Raw genomic sequence first — 20567 nt, forward strand, 5'->3', positions numbered from 1 at the left:
AAAAAAGTCAACGTCATTTTTAAAGTTTGCAATCAAAAAGTGAACAGTAACCAGTACCATCCACTCTCTTTTTTATGCATGTGTTTTTTCTACTAGGTGACCATCATTCATAACATAAATACGGTCAACCTTATCAAGAAGACGAGTATCATGCGTAATCATAACAACTCCTCTTCCTTGTTCATGGGCAATGGCAGCCAACATTTCCGTTACTTGATAAGCACGCTGGGTGTCTAGACTGGCTGTCGGCTCATCTGCAAGCACAATACTTGGATTGTTATAGAGCGCTCTAGCAATGGCCGCACGTTGACGTTCGCCACCTGATAAAGCCTTGGGATACTGATTTTGAACTTTTTCCAAATCCAACAAGTCAAGTAACTTTTTTCGATCACTCTTCCTATTTTTTCCCTTATCCAGTCTGTCAATCAAATCCAGCTGTTCCTTGACCGTAAGAAAAGGAATTAAGTTTGAAGCCTGTAGAATAAAGTCAAACTCTCTAAAACGGAGGTCTGTTTTCTCCTTCTCCGTTAAACTGCCTGTTTCCTTCCCCTTTACCAAAATCTTTCCACTCGATGCTTCCTGAAGTTGTCCAAGAGTCGTTAGAAAGGTCGTCTTTCCAGAGCCTGAAGATCCAACGATAGCCACGAACTCTCCCGCATTTAGCTGAAAATTCGTCTCATGCAGAGCTACGACTTTCATCTTTCCTTCCCCGTAGGTTTTTGTAACTTGAGTCATTTCAATCAATGCTGTCATACTATTCTCCTTATCACTCTGCAATCGCAGTAATCGGGTCCACCTTTAGCAAGCGTGGAAGTGAAATGACACCACCTAGAAGGGCCATCAGGCAAATTACCAAACTTAGGATAGAGTAGGCTAACCAGCTTGGATAGAAAAAGAAGGTAGCTGGTAAGAATAAAATCACTCCTCCAATAGCCAGCAAGGCTAAAGCAATCCCCATACCAGCTAGGAGGAAGATTTGACAGAAAAGAGACCATACAATGGTTTTGATCTGTATTCCCTGAGCCCGCATTATTCCATAAAGTCCTAGTTTTTGGATAGTAATGATATAAACAAAAATCCCCACAATCAAGCCTGTGATGACAATCATAGCAAGAATCATTCCTGAAAATACATTAACCTGAGGTGTGTAACCAGGAATTTTCGAAATCATTTTTGGAATGGAAATCTGTTTCAGTCCATCGCCAGACACTTCTATGTCATTTTTCAAAACTAAGGCAGAGATGGAACGATTGGCTTTCAAGGTTCCTTGTAAGGTCCAATAAGTTGTCAGACTCGTAAAGACAACAGGCTCGGTGAAAAACTTATTTCCTTGAGTCAGGCCTACGATCTTGTAACTTGTCTCACTTCCATTGAGCTGAATGGCATCACCTAGCTTCATCCCATAGTTCTCAAAAGACTGATCCACGACAACCTCATTATCTCCCTCAGGATAACGACCCTCCGTCAAACTAGGAGAGATAAAAGAGTCCCAGTTTTGAGCAAAGATGGAAACGTTAATCTTTTCACTACCATCGACTAGATTGGTCACAGCGAACATATAGCCCAATGGAGCAGCCTCTTCAGAACTCTTTTCCTTGTAGTCTTTTTCAGGAATAAAAGATGCCGTCAAATTATCATTTGCGTAGTCGGATAAAACGACACCCGTCGCTTGCCAATTATCAATAGCGGCCCGGTTGTTTCGCACAAGACCAAGAGCTAGACTGGTCATAAAAAAGACCATAAAAGCGATAAGAAAAATGGTCGTTAAGATCAAACTATATCGAAGTTTGTTTCGTAATATCTCTTTGATAGCAAGATACATGCTTATCTCCTTTTACTTTTCCCAGAGGTAGCAAGAATGCCACCCAGACCAATAGACAGAATCTCTGTCTTATCATCCATTCAAAACAACTCCTATCAATACTCTTCAAAAGTATCCAGGTAGCAACTCAACAAATCATCTTAGGAAAAAGCCTCAGCTTGCTATCAATTTATATAAGTTATCCTTACCTTTCTCAGTATATTTATAATAGAGAAAGTTAGGTCATCTGTTTTAAGTGTAACATCCATGCTATCATTTTCTCTAGTGGGTGTCAAGAAGAGAGACTTAGAAGTTGATAAGAGACTTTAGTAGTTTTGTAACAATTCTGTAATAATTCTCTGCATAAAAAATGATAAAATAGTTATGTACTGTTAAGGAGAGAATCATGTCCGCAAGAAAACTAGAAGCATATGAGTTTGAACAAGCTCCCGAATCGAAACAAACTCCGCTTTACCAAGATTACACACCTGAAGCCCCAGTCGGCCCTAACCTAAAAGAGATTTTATTTTTTGTAAATATCGCTTGTTTCTGTATTTTTATGGCACTTTTTAGTTTTATCTTTTTAGCTATAAAATTAAATACAGCTTTATCCTTTGTCGCTGCAATGGGTCTTAGTTTTGCCCTTTTACAACTTCAACGAAAGATGATGAAACGAAAATTTTCAAAATAAAGGTTGGTACTACTACCAACCTCTTTTTCAGTTATCTAAAAAGACAGTTATAAAACTGTCTTTTTATTTATTCTTTCGTTTTGAAGGAGATTGAATAGCGATCTTAACTTCAAAAATCGTTCCTTTAGGTTTGTTATCTTTCACGCTAATCGTTCCTCGCAAAGCATCAACAATCTGCTTGGCCAAGGATAGTCCAAGACCAAAGCCACCTTTCTGACGGGTTCTCGCCTTGTCCACACGGTAAAATCGGTCAAAGATTTTCTTCTTGTCAGGAGCTGAAATTCCAATTCCGTTATCCGTTACTGTTAGATAGAGGTGGCGATCTGTAGCATGAACTACAAACTCAATTTTCCCATCTTCTTCTGTATACTTGATGGCATTGTCAAACAAGATGGTCATGAGTTGTTTTAGGAGCAACTGATCGGTCATGAAGGGACGATAAATCCGATTTTCATACTCAAAAATACGATCATTTTCAGAAGCAATCAACTCATAGTTAGCAAAGGTTGTTTTAAAGAATTGCGGAGAAACTTCTGCTATTTCTGGTTTGATTCCATCATCGCGACGTGCAAGGTTGAGAAGATTGGTCGTGAGGAAACGCATGTTGCGAACTTCTTCAAGACTCGAAGCGATACTTTCACTGGATTCCATAATCGTCGCCTCTGGTTTTCGAAAGAGATTTTCTAACCGATTTTGTAAAACGGCCAAAGGCGTTCTCAGTTCGTGACTGGCATTTTCAACAAAGGACTTCTGCTTTTGCATACTTTCCAGCAAGGGTTTGACACTGACACGTGCCAAGTAAACACTGGCAATTAAAGACAGGAGCCAGAAACTAGCCATGACTACAACAATTAAATGCTCGTGGTTTTGGCTGATTTGCTCGAGCTGGCTGGTATTGATTAAAACCGCCGCATATTTGACGTTGCTTGAAACAGTGGACGAATTTGTTTCCATCAAGATCATTCGGTAGGTTTCTTCCTGACCGTAGCTATTGACAACTTGGATTTGGCGAATGTGATTCAACTCCTTTTTGTCCAGCTTGATCTTGTCCAAACCTAAAAAACGATTGCCCAGTAAGAGTTGGTTAAAATCCTTGTCAAAGAGCAAGACTTCCGTATTGGAGCTGACATTGGGCTTGATTTCAGCCTTGTTGGCATCCGCTGTTGCTGGTTGAATATCCTTGACCTCTTCAGTTGCCCGATTCAGGGCTAACTGGATAACAGCTTGGGAACTGCTACTAAGAGCTTGGAGTTTTTCATCTACAGAAGTGTAGAGACTCGAGTGCATGACCTGGAGGATAATCAAGGTCATAGCAGAGAAGATCAGTGTGAACACTCCAAAGTTTCGAATGAAATAGCTGAAATCATCTGCATACCATGTTTTTTTTAGTTTATTGAACATCTTTTAAAATATACCCGACACTACGCAAGGTTTGAAGATTTTCAGCAAAGGCTGTTCCCTTCAATTTCTTACGAACTTTTGAGACATAGACTTCTACAACGGAAATCGTCGTATCGCTATCAAATCCCCATAGACGGTCAAAAATTTGTGTCTTGGGAAGAATAACATTTTGATTTTGAAGGAAATAAACCAATAACTCAAACTCTTTTCCGAGTAGTTCCACAGGCGTGTCTTCCACCTTAACCTCATTCGTTGAAAGGTTGACGACAATATCCCCATAGGTCAAGGTGTTTTCGTTAAACTTACCTGAACGTTTGAGAAGGGCTTGGATCCGCATTTTAAGTTCTTCTAGGTAGAAAGGTTTGGTAAGGTAGTCGTCCGCTCCCAACTCAAAACCATGTCCCTTGTCATCCAAACTTTCCTTAGCTGTCATGATAAGGACTGGTGTCGTAATTCCTTTTTCACGCAATTCTTTCAGAACTTGGAAGCCATTTTTTTCCGGCAACATCAGGTCAAGCAAAATCAAGTCATAGACGCCACTTTCTGCTTCGTAGAGACCTTCTTCTCCATCAAAAACCTGCATGACATCTGCAAAATCATCTAAAAAGTCAAATACTGAGTTTGACAGGCCTAGGTCGTCTTCTACTAATAAGATTTTTATCATCAGAAACTCCTCCTTGTTATGATTATTATACCAAAATTGCCTTAAAAAAAACTCAACTCTCTCTTCTTTTCAGATAGAAAGTTGAGTTTTTGTTTACATTTTGAACGAATTAAGCCTTGCCATATTGGGCTACAACAGCTTCGACTGCTGCTTTCTCACGCTTAATCAAGTCAACACGCGCTGCGATATCCTTGATCCCCATGCGGATATTACGGCTAAGAGCTAGGTCAGAAAGTTGCGGTTCAAAGAATTCCTTATACTCAGCCAAGCGTTCTTCTGTTTTAAAGATGTGTGATGGGAAGATGACAAAGCTATCAAAGCTCATATCCCCACCAAGAGCTGCCTTGATCCAATCCCAGTTTTCACGCGCCCATACCCAAACAGTTTCTTGAGTTGTTTGGTGTCCGAGGAATTGGAGGTACCATGAAGAAAGGTCTTGTGGTTTCACCACAAATTTGTCCTTCCATGAACGAATCAAGGTTTGGATATTGTCAGCATCTGTACTGTAGGCTAGAGCAGCTGCCAACTGGCGTTTGAAGACCGCATCCGTCGCATGAGTGTAGAGGTCCAGATAAGTTGCGACCAAGTCCTTGGTCTCATAGTGTTTCATTTCATTGATAAGAACTTGTGCACGGATGGCTGCTGGAAGTCCTGCAAGGTTCTCCTTGTGAGCTGCAAAGATTTGGCTAGCGACTTGACTAGCTTCTGCATCATTGGAGCGAATCATCATGGAAATGGTCAACTGACGAACCAATTCATCCTCATCTGATTCCCCATCTTTGGCTTCAAAACCAAGACGGTCATAGTTGTGACGAGCCAATTTAGCAACTAGACTGTTAAAGACTTTCTCAGTTTCTGTTCCTTCATCGATAAAGCGCTCAAGGGCAGCAATCACTTGAGAAACAGCTGAAACTACAAGGTAAGACTCTTCTTTAGCAAGTTTATCAAGGACTGGGAGCAAGTCAGCATAAGAAATGTGCCCTGCTTCAGCCAACAAACGACGTTCTTGAACGATTTGCAGTTTGCTTGTGTTATCAAGTGTCTCTAGCTCAGCAATAACAGATTCTAACAAGTCTCCTTGGTAGTCTGTAATGTAGTGGGCTGTATTTTCAGTGTTGAGACGAAGAGCTCCTTCATTTTCAGCAAGAAGAGCGGCGTAGCCAGGGATTTCGATACTTACAGTTTCGAGTGTATCTGGCAAGCCTTTCCAGTTGCTATTCAGTGGCACCACCCAGAGACGGTTCTTGTCTTCGTGCTCACCGATGAAGAATTGTTTTTGTGAAATCTTCAAGACATCATTTTCAACTTTGACAGTGAGAACTGGGTAACCAGGCTGTTCCAACCAAGAATCCATGAAGGCTGCGACATCACGTCCAGACGCTTGTCCAAGGGCATTCCATAGGTCACGACCAATGGTATTTCCATATTGGTGTTTTTCAAAGTAGGCATGCAAACCTTTAGCAAAATCAGCATCACCGAGCCAGCGACGAAGCATGTGCATGAGACGGCTTCCTTTGGCATAGACGATAGCTCCATCAAAGAGTGTATTGATTTCATCTGGGTGTTTGACTTCGACGTGAACAGATTGAACGCCATCTGTTGCATCGCGTTTAAGCGCCGCTGGAACACCACCTGTTTGGAAGTCCTCAAAGATATTCCAACTTGGCTCGATGGCATCCACGCAGACGTATTCCATCATGTTAGCGAAGCTTTCATTGAGCCAGAGGTCATCCCACCATTTCATAGTAACGAGGTTACCAAACCATTGATGGGCAAGTTCGTGAGCAATGACAAGGGCAACTTGTTGACGACTAGCGAAGGTAGAGTTCTCATCCACAACTAAGTAAACTTCACGGTAAGTTACCAGACCCCAGTTTTCCATAGCACCCGCTGAGAAGTCAGGAAGGGCGATATGGAGCGATTGAGGGATTGGGTACTTAACTCCATAGTAATCTTCGTAAAACTCGATGGAGCGAACTGCGATATCCAAAGAGAAATCAAGATTAGATAGTGGGTGGGCTTTGGTTGAGTAGACACCTACAAGGGTACCGTTTTTCGTTTTAGCGGTAACCCCTTGCAAATCACCTGCGACGAAGGCCAACAAGTATGAAGACATGCGAGGTGTTGTCGCAAACTTCCAGATGCCTGTTTCCTTGCGGTTTTCAACATCAATCTCAGGCATGTTAGACAAGGCCAACTCACCTTCTGCTTGGTCAAAACGTAGAGCGAGATCAAAGGTTGCTTTGGCTTCTGGCTCATCCACACATGGGAAGGCTTCACGCGCAAAATGACTCTCGAACTGAGTAGACAAGACTTCCTTCTTCACTCCATCAACAGTATAGTAAGAAGGGTAAATCCCTGTCATGTTGTCTGTGATTTTTCCTGAAAAAGCAATGACTAATTCAACTTGACCAGCCTCAGCCAATTCGATATGAAGGGCTTCGTTTTCATGGTCAACTGTAAATGGACGAGCTTGACCTGCAGCTTCTACAGAAGCGATTTCCAAGTCTTTTTGATGAAGGGAAATACGGTCACTCTGTGCTTGACCAGTAATGGTCACCTTCCCAGAAAACGTCTTGGTCTCACGACTCAAGTCTAAAAACAAATCATAATGTTCAGGAACAAATTGGGTAATAAAATGTTCAACTGCTTGCATAGTTTTCTCCTATTCTAAGTTTAAGAGCTGCTGCTCTTCTTCAAACAAACTTATTATATCATGTTTTGCTTAAGAAAAAAGGATTGGACGGCGATTTCCAAAACTTTCTTCCTTCTAGCGGTCTACTGTGGATAAACCTTGCGAAATTCTTCTAATACAACCTTACTATCAGGTGTAAAAGTCAGTCCTGCCTCTCTCAGCCACTCGGCGAAACAGTCCTCATGAACCTGACGCCAATAGGCTAGGGATTTGTCACCTTCCCCTTCCTTAAAGGCATGTTCAGCAGAAACTTGATTGAAGGGTTCAACAGAAACCTTGGTAATTTCGACAATACAGACAGCCTGATCTTGGCTATCTAAAATAACATCAAAGGTCCCTTCTTGCGGAAGGGGTTCATCCTCTAGTGCGTAGAGGTCGTAGGCTGAGGCGGTTGCCGTCTTTTCGCCTTTTAAAACCAATTCTGCCAAGAGATCGGCTTCCACTCCAAAAGCCCAGGCATCTATCTCACCTCCGATAGAAGGGTTAATTTTCTTGTAGGCATTCCACATTTCTTGCGGTGTCATAGGTTGCTCCTTTGTAATTTTTTACTTTTTTCTTTTATGTGTTTGAGATGGTCTGGATGTTCAATTTCTAAATCAAAAATCTCTGGAATAGAACTATAGTGGATAATGCACTTAATCCCCATCTGATTCATTTTTTGTATGAAAGAATCATTCAAATAACCTGCCACAGCAAAGTTAATCTTTTTAGTATTTGCTTTTTCCTTCATTTGTTGGAGTAAGTCTAACATAATTGGACTTTCCATATCATGCCATTGACTGTTTCTCACAGTCGCAAAAACAAAAGAAGTCAAATCATTCATTCCAACTACAATCTTTGAAATACCTGTTTCCAATATTCTGTCCAAGTCAAAATAAGCTGACGGCAATTCAATCATTGTGCCGATTTTCCCAGTAAAACCATGCTGACGCAGTACTGTAATAGCTTGCTTTAACTGCTCAGCATCATTCACAAAAGGAAAAATAACAGACAGATTGGGATTATTTTGATAAACATCTGTAACGACATTTGCCTCAGCCTGAAATTCATCCGGACACGCCAGTAAACGCCTAGTCCCTCTGTAACCAAACAAAGGATGGCGTTCATCAAAATACTCTTTAGTCCCCTCTAAACAATTAGCTTCCATACTCGTTAATTCAGAAAAACGATACCAAACCTCTTCATCTGAGTACAAGGAGCAAATTGAGCTTAGATAATCTTTCACAAATTGCTGACAACTTGGTAACAGTATGTTTTGATTGAGCTCTCTCAACAAATATTCCCCACGAATCATTCCAACATGGTGCAATAACTGAGGATAAACTTTTTCAATAATTTTTTCTCCACTAAAAGCCAGTTGGTTTTGCATGTCCATTCACCTCGTCTTAAGAGATACAATATCAGATATCATTATATGCCGCTTTCATCTAGTTCAAAAGCTTCATAAGGTTCCACTAACTCATATCCTAAAAATTCTGCTACTTTTTTGGAAGCCTCGTTATGAGCATCCCAGAGAGGAAACATATCTCTATTTAAACTCTCTAGAATCATTGCAGCACCAAGCTTTTTAGCAAATCCTTTTCCTTGTTCGTTTGGTCTAGTTGCAACTTCCACTTCAACTGCTCCACGGTAAACTAACCCTGAGGAAATCCCAGCAATCAGTTCATTATTTTTAAGAACCACAAAGCCAAATCCACCTTTTAAAGCGAAATCCTGATAAGACTCAAAATCTCCCTTTAAATCTTGTGACCATTCTTCCTCAGAAAAGCAGTTATAAATATGATTATCAATAGGCACAATACTGTAACCTTCCTCTAAATGAGTAACTAGATCATTTAGAAATTCAACTTGAAAATTTGCCTTATCTTTAAAAGAATAGCGAGTAAAAGAAACTAGCCCCACTCTCCGATGCAGAAAATCTTGCCAATTAGTATTTTCTGAAATAATAATCTTATAATCTAAACCATATTTCCTAACAAAATCTTCCCAAAATCTGGAATTCAACTCCCCTGCTAGGTATAGAAAATTCCCAACATCATAAAAGCTTGTTGTCCTATCACTGTTTCGGTAGACAGCTCCGATTTGAGATTGAAGACCATAGAGAACCATATTTTTCTTCCATGTTTTAAATAGTTCCATTATCCCCCATCTTTACCTTCCAATTTCTATAGCTTGTCATATCTAATTCTGGAAATCCTAGTAACTCTGCCTTAACCTGCAACACTAAAGGAGAAGCATTATCGGCAGTAATTTCTTCCAAATTCAACCAAAGTGCATTTGCTGAATCATTACTTCTATCAAGAACTTCATGAGGAAGTGATTTTTGATAGCGTTCGAAATCAAGTACTATATCATAAAAGGCCATGATATGGTGTACTGCAAAGTCTTGCCCATCTTCTTGAACCAGCACATCATAGATTCTAAGTTTTGAATAACTACTGAGAGTATATCCTGTCTCTTCTTGAAGCTCTCTGGCAAGTGTTTCCGTGAGCCCCTCACCTACTTCCTGGCTACCACCCGGTAGATCATAACGATTTTGATAGGGTCCTCTCGTTTTCTCAATGCAAAGTAACTCCCCATTTTCAAAGCAAACGCCATAGACGCCAAAGTGATTTTTGATTTCCATCAGATTCCCCTACTTCAAACTCCAACCACCATCAATGGTCAGGATTTGTCCTTGCATAGCGCTCGCTTTTCCACTTGCTAAGAAAAGGCTAATCTCTGCTATTTCCTCTGGCTCAATCCAGCGTTTGATAGGCGTTTCACTAGCCACCCAGTCCGCCAATCCACCTGGCTCAAAGTCCGCAGCAGTCATGCCAGTCTTGACAGCACCTGGAGCAATACCAAAGATCTGAATCCCAGCTTCAGCATAGTCTAGAGCCAACTGCTTGGTAAAACCAGCCAGGGCATGCTTAGAGGAAGTATAGGCATGTCCACCTCCACCAGCTAGATTTGAGGCAATAGAACACATATTGATAATGATTCCCTTTTTATTTTCCAGCATTTGTGTCAAATAATAGCGAGTCAGCTCGACAGGAGTCACATAGTTGATTTCAAAAATCTCTTGCATTTCCTGCGCTGATTGTTCCAATAGGGGTTTATATTCGTCCAAGACTCCAGCAGTATTACACAAAATATCCACCTGAGGACACCAGCCAAAAATAGGATCCAAGTCCAAGGTTAAATCTCTCTGTAAAAAGTGAAAATCACCATCTAAAACTGGATTTTCTCCTTGATCTACACCATAAACTTGATAGTCATTCTCTAAAAAGAGGCGAGCTTGAGCTAGACCGATCCCTGAACTTACTCCCGTAATCAATACGCGTCTAGTCATGCACTTCTACCCAATCCGTCGCCAAAACATCACAAGGTGTCGGACTCCACATGGAAAATCCTTCTCCCTCACCAGACACGTTGATGAGGAAATAAGGCGTCACTTCAAGTGCAACCCCGTTTTGCTCGATGGTGTCAAAAAGTTGCACATAGTTTTCAGCCCCTCCCCAACCCGTTCGTACATATTTTTTCTTAGCCTTTAATCCAGGCAAGATTTCTTCAAATGTCATGTTTTTCTCCTTTAATTCTGAAATCATAATTTAATTATAACAAAAAACCGTTTTCCAACGGCTTTTTGACTGTGTTTTTAGCAACAGCTTCCAAATAATTGATTCCCACATACTGCAACTCAATCTTTCTCGGGATCAATTCATCCTTTTGATAAATCGGAGTCACTTTGTAGTCAAGATAGTAGTTCGGGTGATTGCCCAACCAATAATCCAAACGGTTTTCATAGTAAAGCATGCTTTCTTGATTAGTATTATCTGTTCCAGCATTGAGCCAGTCGGTCATAGAGACCAGGTTTCTCTTTTAATCATCCAATCCACTAAACTGATACCCAATCAAATGACCTCTACATAAGTCGCTCATTTCAGTTGACAAAAAGCCTGAAAAAGGAGAAGACCATATGGCCTTCTCCTAAACTTTCGATTTCAGGAACTCTTTATCGTCCATCAACCACAAGATCCTTGTCAAATACTTACTCTTCCCTCTTTTTGAACAGGAACAATCCTGTCAAGGCCGTTAAAATACCAAGTAAGAAGGCGGAATCTGTTGCTGTTCCTGTATTTGGCAAAACTGCAGTCTCTTTTCTTTCTGGAGTCTGTAGCGGTACATCCGGTTTAGCTTCTTGATTCTGAGGAGAATCAGGCTTGTTAGTTTGATCTTGTGAAGGAATTTCTGGTTTTTCTTCCTGTACTTGGCTCGCACTAGTCTTGTACACAACTGCATAAACACTAAGTTGATCTGTCATGAATTCGACATAGCGACCTTTTTGTTGGAAAACAAGTCTATCCACTTGCTGAGCACTTTTAACAGTATAGACAGCTTCAATTTCTTTGTTCGCAGCTAGAGGCAGACTGACAAATACCTTGCCTTTAGGCTGGATTGGCTGACCATCTTGATCTTCCAGAGTAATATCGTAGGCATCATAAGTCTTGCCTTCCAAGTTTTGTGCTGTCACTTTCTTGACTTTCAGACTAACAACTTTATCCAGTGTAGCCTTGGTACCAATGACTTGAACCTTGGTAGCTTTATCAGTCAGAATACGCAAATCACTTTCCGGTTTAGATGGTACTGGTGGAGTGCTTGGTTTTTCTTCCTTACTTCCAATCTCCACGATTTGATCCACTGGAACTTTGGAAACGAAGCTATCTCGAGTCACTCGACCGATTTCCTTGCCATTCTCAATTGTCACTTCAACAAGCGTGGTTTTCTCACCAACCTTGCCTTCTTGGACAACTTTTCGAGTGCCCTTAGGCAATTGCGGATTTTCGCGTTCGACGGTCTTGAAAGCAACCTCTTCAGTTACCACATCCAAGCGTGGCTGCTCAACTACAGGAGCTGGAACGCCTTCAGCTGGTGTTACTTGCTCGACTGGTTTACCGATTTCCACGATCTGATCCACTGGAACTTTGGAAACGAAGCTATCTCGAGTCACTCGGCTGCTTTCCTTGCCATTCTCAACCGTTACTTCAACAAGCGTGGTTTTCTCACCAACCTTGCCTTCTTGGACAACTTTTCGGGTGCCCTTAGGCAATTGCGGATTTTCGCGTTCGATGGTCTTGAAAGTAACCTCTTCAGTTACCACATCCAAGCGTGGCTGTTCAACTACAAGTTCTTTATCGCCCGCAGCTGGCGTTACCTGCTCAACTGGTTTACCGATTTCCACGATTTGATCGACTGGAGTTTTGGAAACAAAGCTATCTCGAGTCACTCGACCGATTTCCTTGCCCTTCTCAATCGTCACTTCAACAAGCGTGGTTTTCTCACCAACCTTGCCTTCTTGGACAACTTTTCGAGTGCCCTTAGGCAATTGCGGATTTTCGCGTTCGACGGTCTTGAAGCCAACTTCTTCAGTTACCACATCCAAGCGCGGCTGTTCAACTACAGGAGCTTGAACGCCTTCAGCTGGTGTCGTCTTGTGAACTGGTGGTATTGGTGTATCTGGATTAGGTGTCTCAGCTATCTCAGCATGATAGGTAGAAACCTCATAAAACTCAGGGCGACCACCTTCCCACTTCAATTTAACATCTAATAAGTAGGCGCTGTTAGCGAGCTGGAAGGTTTGGAAGCTTGTGGTAACCGCACCCAAGTCTTGCCAAGCTGTTTGCCCATCTTTGGAAATGGTTTTTGCCCAAACGTGCGCTGAGCTTCCTGCTGGAATATCTGAAATCAGGCGAACATGATTTGATTCTGTCTTTTCAGATAGATGGTAAATCAACTCACCGCTGTCTTGGGTCGCCTTGTAACTGCTGAGAATATTGCCATCTGCTATATTATTCTTTTCAGATGACTTGCTCTCTGTACCCGCACCTTCCACAGTTGGATTATTGACTGACTTAGTGTATTCTCCATCATTGATAACTAACTCTGTAAATCCAACAAAGCGATGACGATAAGGAGCTGTGTAGAGCACTCGGAGATATTTCGCTGCAGTTGCTTCTGGCAATTCTCCCTCAATATAGCGATTTCCAGGTCGCTGTGAATCATGTTTCCAGCCATCAGTTAAGGAGTCATCACGTGCTGGATTTTCCTGACCGTCTCCTACTGAAACTACATCTTTCCAGGTCTTGCCATCTGCGCTAACTTGAATCTTTCCATCACGAAGATAGTTCTGTGTACCATCTTTAATGTAGGCACGAATCTTCTTGATTTGACGGGTTGCTCCAAGATTGAGAGTCATATGACCATCGGTTTGTGGATAATCAGAAAATTCAACATAATTGTTTAAATCACCATCAAAGAGCTGGTCTAGGTTTTTCGCTTTACGAACATCTCCGCTACCATAGTTAGGATTGATACCCATGCTGGTAGACTCAATTGATGTTGGTTGAATTTCCTTAGTAGTCAAGAACAAGGAAGTCGTTCCGATTGCCTGTTTCTGACCTGTCTTGTTTTCAAGACGTACATAGCGGACAAGCTGGTGATCTTGTAACTCAGAGGCACTATACCACTCCACTCCATTTGGAGAATAGCGGAGCTGGAGTGCTTGATTAGCATTCTCACCCAGTTTCAAATCCTCAATTTCATGGAGACGATCTAGTTTCATTCCAAGATATTGGCCCGCATCTAAAGTTGTTCCAGCTGGAATATCCATCTCGTAGCGGCCCAATTTTTCATGGACTTGAGTAGTCTTGAGTTGTTCAACATTAGTGTCTGTGTATTGGTCTGTTCCAGTCTCTGACTCGACAGATAGGTTGCCAATTCGCCACCAGAAATTAGTCTTTTGCGTATTTCTAACGCGTACATAACGGATATTCTGATTGGTTTCAACTTCTTTGCTTTGCTCACCTGTTAAGTTGGCTACCGTTGTCCAGTTTTGTCCGTCAGTAGAGACTTCGATGACACCAGCTGCTAGCTTATCTGTCACTCCTTGTACCAAACGAATCTTCTTGACTGTTTGTTGAGAACCAAGATCCAACTGTACCCAAGCATCTACTGGGGTTGTATCTCTTTCTCCATTTGCTGTTGAAGAACTTGCCAACATTGCTTCTGTGCTATCACTATTGTCAGTCATCTTGGCAGCCGTTGTATTGAGTTTATAGACCAGATTTGGACTGATGGTAATACTTCCAGCTTTCTTCTTGGCATTTTCAAGAGGACGGTTAACTGCGATTTCACGGACTGCAAACCAAGTATTGTCTCGATCTTCTGTTGCAACCATTCGAATACCTTTGGCTTTGATATCAAGATTATCTAAGGTAATCTCAGACTCATTGCCGACATAGTTACCTTGAGGAAGGGCAGTCCATTCACCGGCTTCATTTAGGTATTCAACCTTAGCCTTATTAAAGGTGTCTTTCGGATTGCTAACAGCTCCCATAGCAAAGCTCAACTTCTTGATAGAAACAGGCTTGTTAAACTGCAGACCAACATAATCACCAGTGCTAATTCTGGTTGGATTTTTAAAGATAACTTGAGTTGACAAGTCTCCGTCCAAGACCTGAGTCAAATCTCCTTCACCACCTGTACGGTTAGTAATAAAGGTCGTTACAACTTTATCTGGGTTCAGTTCTTTTTCGATTTCCTTGGCCAGATATTCCTTAAGGTTAAGGATAAATGGACGGATATGCTGTACACCTAGCTCAGCATTTTCGTAATGGTCAACATACCAGAAGGAATGTTTCTTAGATTGCTCATAATCTTTCAAGCCCTTGTAGTAATTATTCCAAAGGCCGTCAGCATTTTTACTACCAATAAATTCAGTAGCTGTCAAGAGAGCATCTAAGGCATTCATCTGGTCAATGGTATTGTCAAGCCAGTACTTAATCTGCTCACGCATCTGTTCATTTCCTGATGCTTTATAGGTCTCAGCTGCAGCTTTTAGCTTAGCAAATTCTGCCTTCAACTCTTTGCGCTCAGCTGAGACATCTTGACCTGCTTTCAGCTTGCTCATGAAGTTTGTCAGTTTCGGAGCTAGCTCTACAGACTCTTCTAGCTTCACAACACGATTATCCATATGTTGGTTAATCATGTGCTTACCTAGCTCACGGAAGGCTGCAGATTCTTTGGTCTCTGTGAAACGACCTGTTTCTGCAAAGTTGAAAGCTACATCGTTAACAGCCTTGGCTTCCGCCTCATTCTTCCAGATATTCCAGCTGTACTCTGCAGCTGAGAAGAGAGCAATTTTAGATGGTTCTGATTGCTGCATCGGATTGAGCATGACCCCACCGATTAGGCTTGGATCCACACCAGGGTGTAGGAATTTCTCACCACCACCCAAGATAAGGTGTTGTTTAGAATTATCTGTACACGGCCAGTTGATCCAAAGTTGAACAGGACGATATGGTTGACCAGATGCCTCTATATTTTGCTTAAGTTGAGTCAAGAAGTTTTCAGAAACTTCACCCCAAATCTTTCCTCCTGTCAGAGTCATAATGCTACTTTTCGGAAGATTACGGTTTAGGGAACGCAATTCGTCTTCCCGACCATTGCCCCAATACTGACTTGGAACAAAGATCATCTCTTTCTTCAAGCCCGGATAAGTCGCTTGTTTTTCAGTCAACCAATCGGTCATATCTTTCATCAAGCGGTTATAACTTTCATAACCACCATAAGGCTGAGCTGCATCATCTGCAAGGATACCAAACTCACGAACGCCGACGTCCAGTAACTGGGTAAATTTAGCCTTGATTGCATTCAAGTCTTCTTGGTAAACCGTCTCGTTTTGGAAGCGAATTCGACTATTCATAAATGGATGAATGGTCCAAACATAACGAGTCTTGTTTTCGTTCCCCACCTTAGCGAGCTGACGGATTTCTTCTAGTTTTTCTTTTGGATAAAGTTCTCTCCACTTGCTGTTGTGATATGGGTCATCTTTTGGTGCAAAGAAATACTGGGTCAGTTTCAAATCACCACCGTAGCGCATCAAGGCCGCACGATCTTCGTTGGACCATGGGTTACCATAATAGCCTTCGATAAAACCACGATTCTTCACATCAGCATAGTCTTCAACATTGACCTCACGCAGAACTGGAGCAGAGCTATCATTTAGCATATGCTTGAGTGTTGTTAGTCCATAGAAGACAGCATCTGTATCTTTTCCGACAATGGAAATTTGCTGACCTTTAACCACTAATGAATAAGCATCAATCTTATCAAATAGTCCTTGGTTGACAGACTCTGTTTTCTGAGCTTCTTCCGCTTTTGAGCCAGTCTGGTGAACTCCCAGATAGATATTAGTTGCTCCAGCTTCGGCTGTCTTACCAGTAGTATAGGAGATATTGCTATTTTGCAAAATAGACTTGAGTCGATTACGAGTATAAATATCAACTTGCTCACCAATTACCAAATGAACTTTCTTATCTAGACGTACCAAGCCATCGCCATAAGTAACCTTATGAGGAGTTGGGAAAATCTTATACTGTTTCTTAAGGTATTCTTGGCTTCTCAAAGCTGCTTCTACTACACTTGGATCTGCTGGTTTTTTAGCGATAAAGGTATCTTCCAATTCAACAGTTCCGTCATCTTTCGGAGCTGGAGTTTCGGGTTTTGGATCTGGTTTTGGTGCTGGTGGTGTAGCAGGCTCATCTGATGTAGCTATTGGTTTCAAAAGATTGATTTCAGCTGCACTAGCATATCCTTCTACTCCCTGTAGAATCTTCAACTGGATTGTATCCGTTTCGACAGCTTCAAAGTTTGCAATCTTTTCAGCTGCATTATTATCCCAAGTACCTTCAGCTACCTTAACCAATTGATCAGCCTTTTTAGCATAGATTTCATATTTAGTCACAAGACCATTTCCGCCACCTGGACGAGGAAGATAAGTCAAAGCATTTACAGCTGTCGCTTGCTTCAAGGTCATAGTAACCGTATAAGACGGATCCTTCTTCGTCCAATGTGAATGCCAGAAGGTTGCAGGATTGCCATCAAAGGCTTTAGAAACAGCTCCTTCTGTCGCATTTCCTGGTAGTTGCTCACTGCTTGCCTCCACACGAGCAATCTGATCCTGTGCAATCAAACGTGGATTGACAAATGGCTTATCAGACAAGCTGAGATTGTGCAAAGTACCTTCAAAACCTCCGATTTTTTCAAGAGGTAGGACAAGACTTGTGTGAGCCAATCTTGGGTGAGCTGGGTTAGCAATACGATTGATCTTTTCACCATTGACATAGAGCTCAGTTGACTGAGGTTTGGTGACAAAGACTAGCTCATAGCGTTTACCTTTTTCCAATGTCTTATCAAACTGAATATGGTGTTGCTCAAACTTATAGGCTACTTTACCTGACTCATCAGACAAATAGAGCTTGTTCCCCTCACTAGAAGCTAACTCCTGCACACCATCACCTGTAACCGTCACATCAACTTTTAAGACGTGACTTGGACCGACGTTCCCAATAGCATTTTCAATCTTACTTTCTTTATTGAAGACTAGACCTTTAGCGCTTTGTGTGATGTTTTCTGCATCGTAACGCTTGATTGTCTTTGAATTGATTTCATAGGTCTCAGTATCATCAATCTTGTACTCTGGATTACTACCTGGTGCATAAACATAGTCTGCGTGTGGTAAGGTTCTTCCTTCAAAGTTGTTAGCAGCTCGATTTGATCCCCATGTCTTTTCAGCAGTAACTCTTGTTGCTTCAAAGAAGCGCTTGAAAATATCATAAGAAGTCATGCCTGTTTCGTGGAGATCAATATTATCATTCCAAACAGCATGTCCACCACCCAAGATATGAGGGTTTGAAGCCGCTAATTTTGGACCATTTCCTGCTGTCGTAAAATCATTTGGTGTCCAACGATTATATTGATACTCATAAGAAGAGTAATCACCATATGCTCCTTGCTGGTTATTACCATTTGGCACACTGTAAGTCGGAACATCAGTAATATTGATAATTTTAGCACCAGCCTTCAAAGCCGCTTGGGGATGTTGCCATCCTAGACTCCAGATATCCACTTCGACATCCTTCAAATCAACTGGGGTTTGACCACTCTTACGGCTAAGTGAACCCCAAATTCGTGGCGTATAACCCTTACCTTTAATGTAGGTAATCAAATCATTGACATAACGACGATAGTTTTCATTGTTGCCATAGTACTCATCTGTTCCGATGTGAATCGTCTTAACACCTCGAAGTGGGGCATTTTCTCCATCCAACAATTTATCATAAACAGACTTGACAAAGCGCAATGTTTCATCATAATTCTTATCCAAATCAAGCATCGCAACACGCTCTACATTGTGCTTATTCGGACTCAGCTGTCCTTTATACATCAAGTCTGGACGAACCTTCACAAATGATAAAGCATGCCCCGGTGTATCAATTTCTGGCACCAAGTTGATTCCTAGCTCATCAGCCAAAGCGATGAGTCTTTGCATTTCATCTTTGGTATAGTGTTGCTTGGAAGTCAAAGGCACACCATTGTCACCGACAATATCTGTCTGTAAACGGAAACCTGTATCTGCATGATTGAGCACATACTCAATTTCCTGCTCCTTGGTCAGATTTTTACCTGCTAAGTGCTCCTTGAGGAAAATATAGTTATCATTCAAATGCAACTGCAAGTCATTCATCTTGTAGTAAGCCATGTTTAGCATAATGTCCACAAGAGTATCATAAGGAATAAACTTACGACCAGTATCTAGCATAAATCCACGGTGGCTAAAACTTGGAAAGTCTCGAATTTCACCATTTTGGATATTCTCTTGCCCCATTTGAAGTAAGGTTCGAGTAGCATAAAAGGCACCTTTATTGGTCTGCGCTTCAATGGTAAAGACATTATCACGAATCGTAATACCATAGCCTTCTTCACCATAGCCCTTGTCCGTTACCTTTTTAAACTCAATACGATGCGCGGAAGTACTGTCTCCCTTGGCAAGCTCTAAACCTCGAGAAATCAAATCATTGGCATAGAAATTAGCTGCCTTGTCAAATCCTGAATCTCCAACAGATAGAACGGTATCTTCCAAAATAGAAGAACGTCCTTCCTCACCATGCCATTGCTGAACAGTTGGAGCCACTGTTGGTTTGTCTCCAACTCCCTCATCTACATAGCGACCAGGAACTCTAACTTCAAATTCCTTGGTAATGGTTTGACCTTCATGCACTTGTTGCAAAGAAACTTTAACTGTCTGCTCCGTTAGAGGCTGGTAGATTTTATTATTCAGGTCAATCACACCTGTTTTATTGCTACCAACTAAGCTAACCTTACCCGGTAATTTAGGTAGGACAAGTGAATGGCCATCTTGAGCCAAAGTCAGCGACTCTACTTGGTTAAGACTTGTCACCTTACCTGGTTCTGGAATGTTAGAATAAGCTCGTATTTCCTGAATACCGACATTGCGCCAGCGCATACTACCTTCAGCATATTTAGTGATTTCCAATTTGAGATATTTAGCTTCAATCGGAACATCCAAATTGACTCTTTCGTCTAAAACTGGTTGACCATCTTTTTCATAAGCCAATTTCCACTTACGTGTCGCTTCCTCTTCATTGATAGCTTCAGCTGTAGCATAGTATAGTTTCCATCCTTGAATATTTGGATCGTTCGGCTTTCCTGTCCTCTGTCTACGATCCCAATCAATCTCAATCCGTTTGACTGATGTCACTTTATCTAGTGTCATAGTCAACTGAGGATTGACTACATCCTTATCTGTCGCCCAACGACTAGTATTATCTCCATCGACTGCCTTATCAGCAGTAAAAGAAGTGTTTTGTTCGTGATTGGATGCGCTTACACGAACATTTAATAAATGATTGATATCAGGGGTCTTTTCCACTTCTGTTGTTGGTGCAGTTGTTGCTGATTCTGGATGAGTTGGTTCATTGCTCACCTTAGGTTGAGCTGGTTTAGGTGAAGTCGCTTCTGCAGATGCTTCGGAAGTTGGTTCATGACCTTCTATACTTGGAGTATCATTTCCCCCCGCCTCTGCTTTAGCTAGTTTATCAGCTAAATCTGCTGGCAATTCATCTAAGGGTTGAATCTTCTCTACCGCCCCCGAAGCAGTCTCATCAGTCTCAGTCGCCGAGCTAGCACTCGAAACAGGACTTGTAGGGGTAACTTCTGCAGCTGCAGCTGGTTGGGAACTGAATAACATAGTTCCTATCACAACAGAGCACACTCCTACAGCATATTTCCGAATGCTATAGGTAGATTTTTTTTCAAAAAATCTCTTATCCATTTTCCTTTTCTCCTCCTAAAATTGAGTAAGCGCTTTCAAATAACGCATTTTATATATTATTATCTCTATTATGCAACCCTTCCCTAAAAATGTCAAGTCTTTTTATAAAAAAATTTAAAGTTTCTAATTAACTCAAGT

The 20567-nt window shown here is 41.5% G+C and carries 13 protein-coding genes and 1 pseudogene; 1 reads left to right on the forward strand and 13 read right to left on the reverse strand.

The genetic code is table 11. The features are described from left to right. Positions 1-72: 72 nt before the first annotated feature. Both DF216_RS01270 and DF216_RS01275 read right to left on the reverse strand, forming a co-directional pair. Positions 73-753: an ABC transporter ATP-binding protein gene (locus DF216_RS01270; protein WP_129325691.1), complete on the reverse strand. Its 681-nt coding sequence runs from the start codon at positions 751-753 to the stop codon at positions 73-75. Positions 754-766: 13 nt separating this feature from the next. Next, the gene (locus DF216_RS01275) at positions 767-1822 is read right to left on the reverse strand and encodes an ABC transporter permease (protein WP_129325692.1); all 1056 of its coding nucleotides are present in this window, start codon (positions 1820-1822) and stop codon (positions 767-769) included. 385 nt (positions 1823-2207) lie between these two features. Here DF216_RS01275 and DF216_RS01280 point away from each other — a divergent pair, with 385 nt between their 5' ends. Then, positions 2208-2492, forward strand: a complete 285-nt coding sequence (locus tag DF216_RS01280; protein WP_001276160.1) for a DUF3270 domain-containing protein — start codon at positions 2208-2210, stop codon at positions 2490-2492. A 63-nt stretch (positions 2493-2555) separates the two neighbouring features. Here DF216_RS01280 and DF216_RS01285 read toward each other — a convergent pair whose 3' ends face one another. From DF216_RS01285 to DF216_RS01335, 11 genes and pseudogenes are all read right to left on the reverse strand, one after another. Beyond that, positions 2556-3893, reverse strand: a complete 1338-nt coding sequence (locus DF216_RS01285; protein ID WP_129325693.1) for a sensor histidine kinase — start codon at positions 3891-3893, stop codon at positions 2556-2558. Continuing rightward, entirely contained in the window at positions 3883-4557 is a 675-nt protein-coding gene (ciaR, locus tag DF216_RS01290; RefSeq protein WP_000590630.1) for a two-component system response regulator CiaR, read from the reverse strand. The genes DF216_RS01285 and ciaR overlap by 11 nt, the downstream gene beginning before the upstream one ends. A gap of 109 nt (positions 4558-4666) precedes the next feature. Then, positions 4667-7213 (reverse strand): M1 family metallopeptidase, encoded by a 2547-nt coding sequence (locus DF216_RS01295; RefSeq protein ID WP_129325694.1) that lies wholly within the window; start codon positions 7211-7213, stop codon positions 4667-4669. Positions 7214-7335: 122 nt separating this feature from the next. Beyond that, positions 7336-7776, reverse strand: coding sequence for an ASCH domain-containing protein (locus tag DF216_RS01300; RefSeq protein WP_129325695.1), 441 nt, complete (start codon positions 7774-7776; stop codon positions 7336-7338). After that, complete coding sequence (locus DF216_RS01305) at positions 7773-8621, reverse strand: putative PEP-binding protein (protein WP_129325696.1); 849 nt, start codon at positions 8619-8621, stop codon at positions 7773-7775. Before DF216_RS01305 ends, DF216_RS01300 begins: the two co-directional genes overlap by 4 nt. A gap of 41 nt (positions 8622-8662) precedes the next feature. Beyond that, complete coding sequence (locus DF216_RS01310; protein WP_129325697.1) at positions 8663-9391, reverse strand: GNAT family N-acetyltransferase; 729 nt, start codon at positions 9389-9391, stop codon at positions 8663-8665. After that, on the reverse strand, positions 9378-9878 hold the full coding sequence (locus DF216_RS01315; protein WP_129325698.1) for an NUDIX hydrolase: 501 nt from the start codon (positions 9876-9878) through the stop codon (positions 9378-9380). The genes DF216_RS01310 and DF216_RS01315 overlap by 14 nt, the downstream gene beginning before the upstream one ends. 9 nt (positions 9879-9887) lie before the next feature. Further along, positions 9888-10586: a 3-oxoacyl-ACP reductase gene (locus DF216_RS01320; protein ID WP_129325699.1), complete on the reverse strand. Its 699-nt coding sequence runs from the start codon at positions 10584-10586 to the stop codon at positions 9888-9890. Beyond that, a complete protein-coding gene (locus DF216_RS01325) occupies positions 10579-10815 on the reverse strand; it encodes a DUF2829 domain-containing protein (RefSeq protein ID WP_000141913.1) in 237 nt (78 codons plus the stop codon). Before DF216_RS01325 ends, DF216_RS01320 begins: the two co-directional genes overlap by 8 nt. Before the next feature lie 97 nt (positions 10816-10912). Beyond that, positions 10913-11161: pseudogene (locus tag DF216_RS01330) on the reverse strand (DNA/RNA non-specific endonuclease); the annotation flags it as partial. Between the two features lie 124 nt (positions 11162-11285). Beyond that, positions 11286-20429: a beta-N-acetylglucosaminidase domain-containing protein gene (locus DF216_RS01335; RefSeq protein ID WP_129325700.1), complete on the reverse strand. Its 9144-nt coding sequence runs from the start codon at positions 20427-20429 to the stop codon at positions 11286-11288. Positions 20430-20567: the final 138 nt, after the last annotated feature.

The sequence above is a fragment of the Streptococcus oralis genome, from assembly GCF_004127215.1.
In the GTDB taxonomy this organism is placed as follows: domain Bacteria; phylum Bacillota; class Bacilli; order Lactobacillales; family Streptococcaceae; genus Streptococcus; species Streptococcus oralis_BD.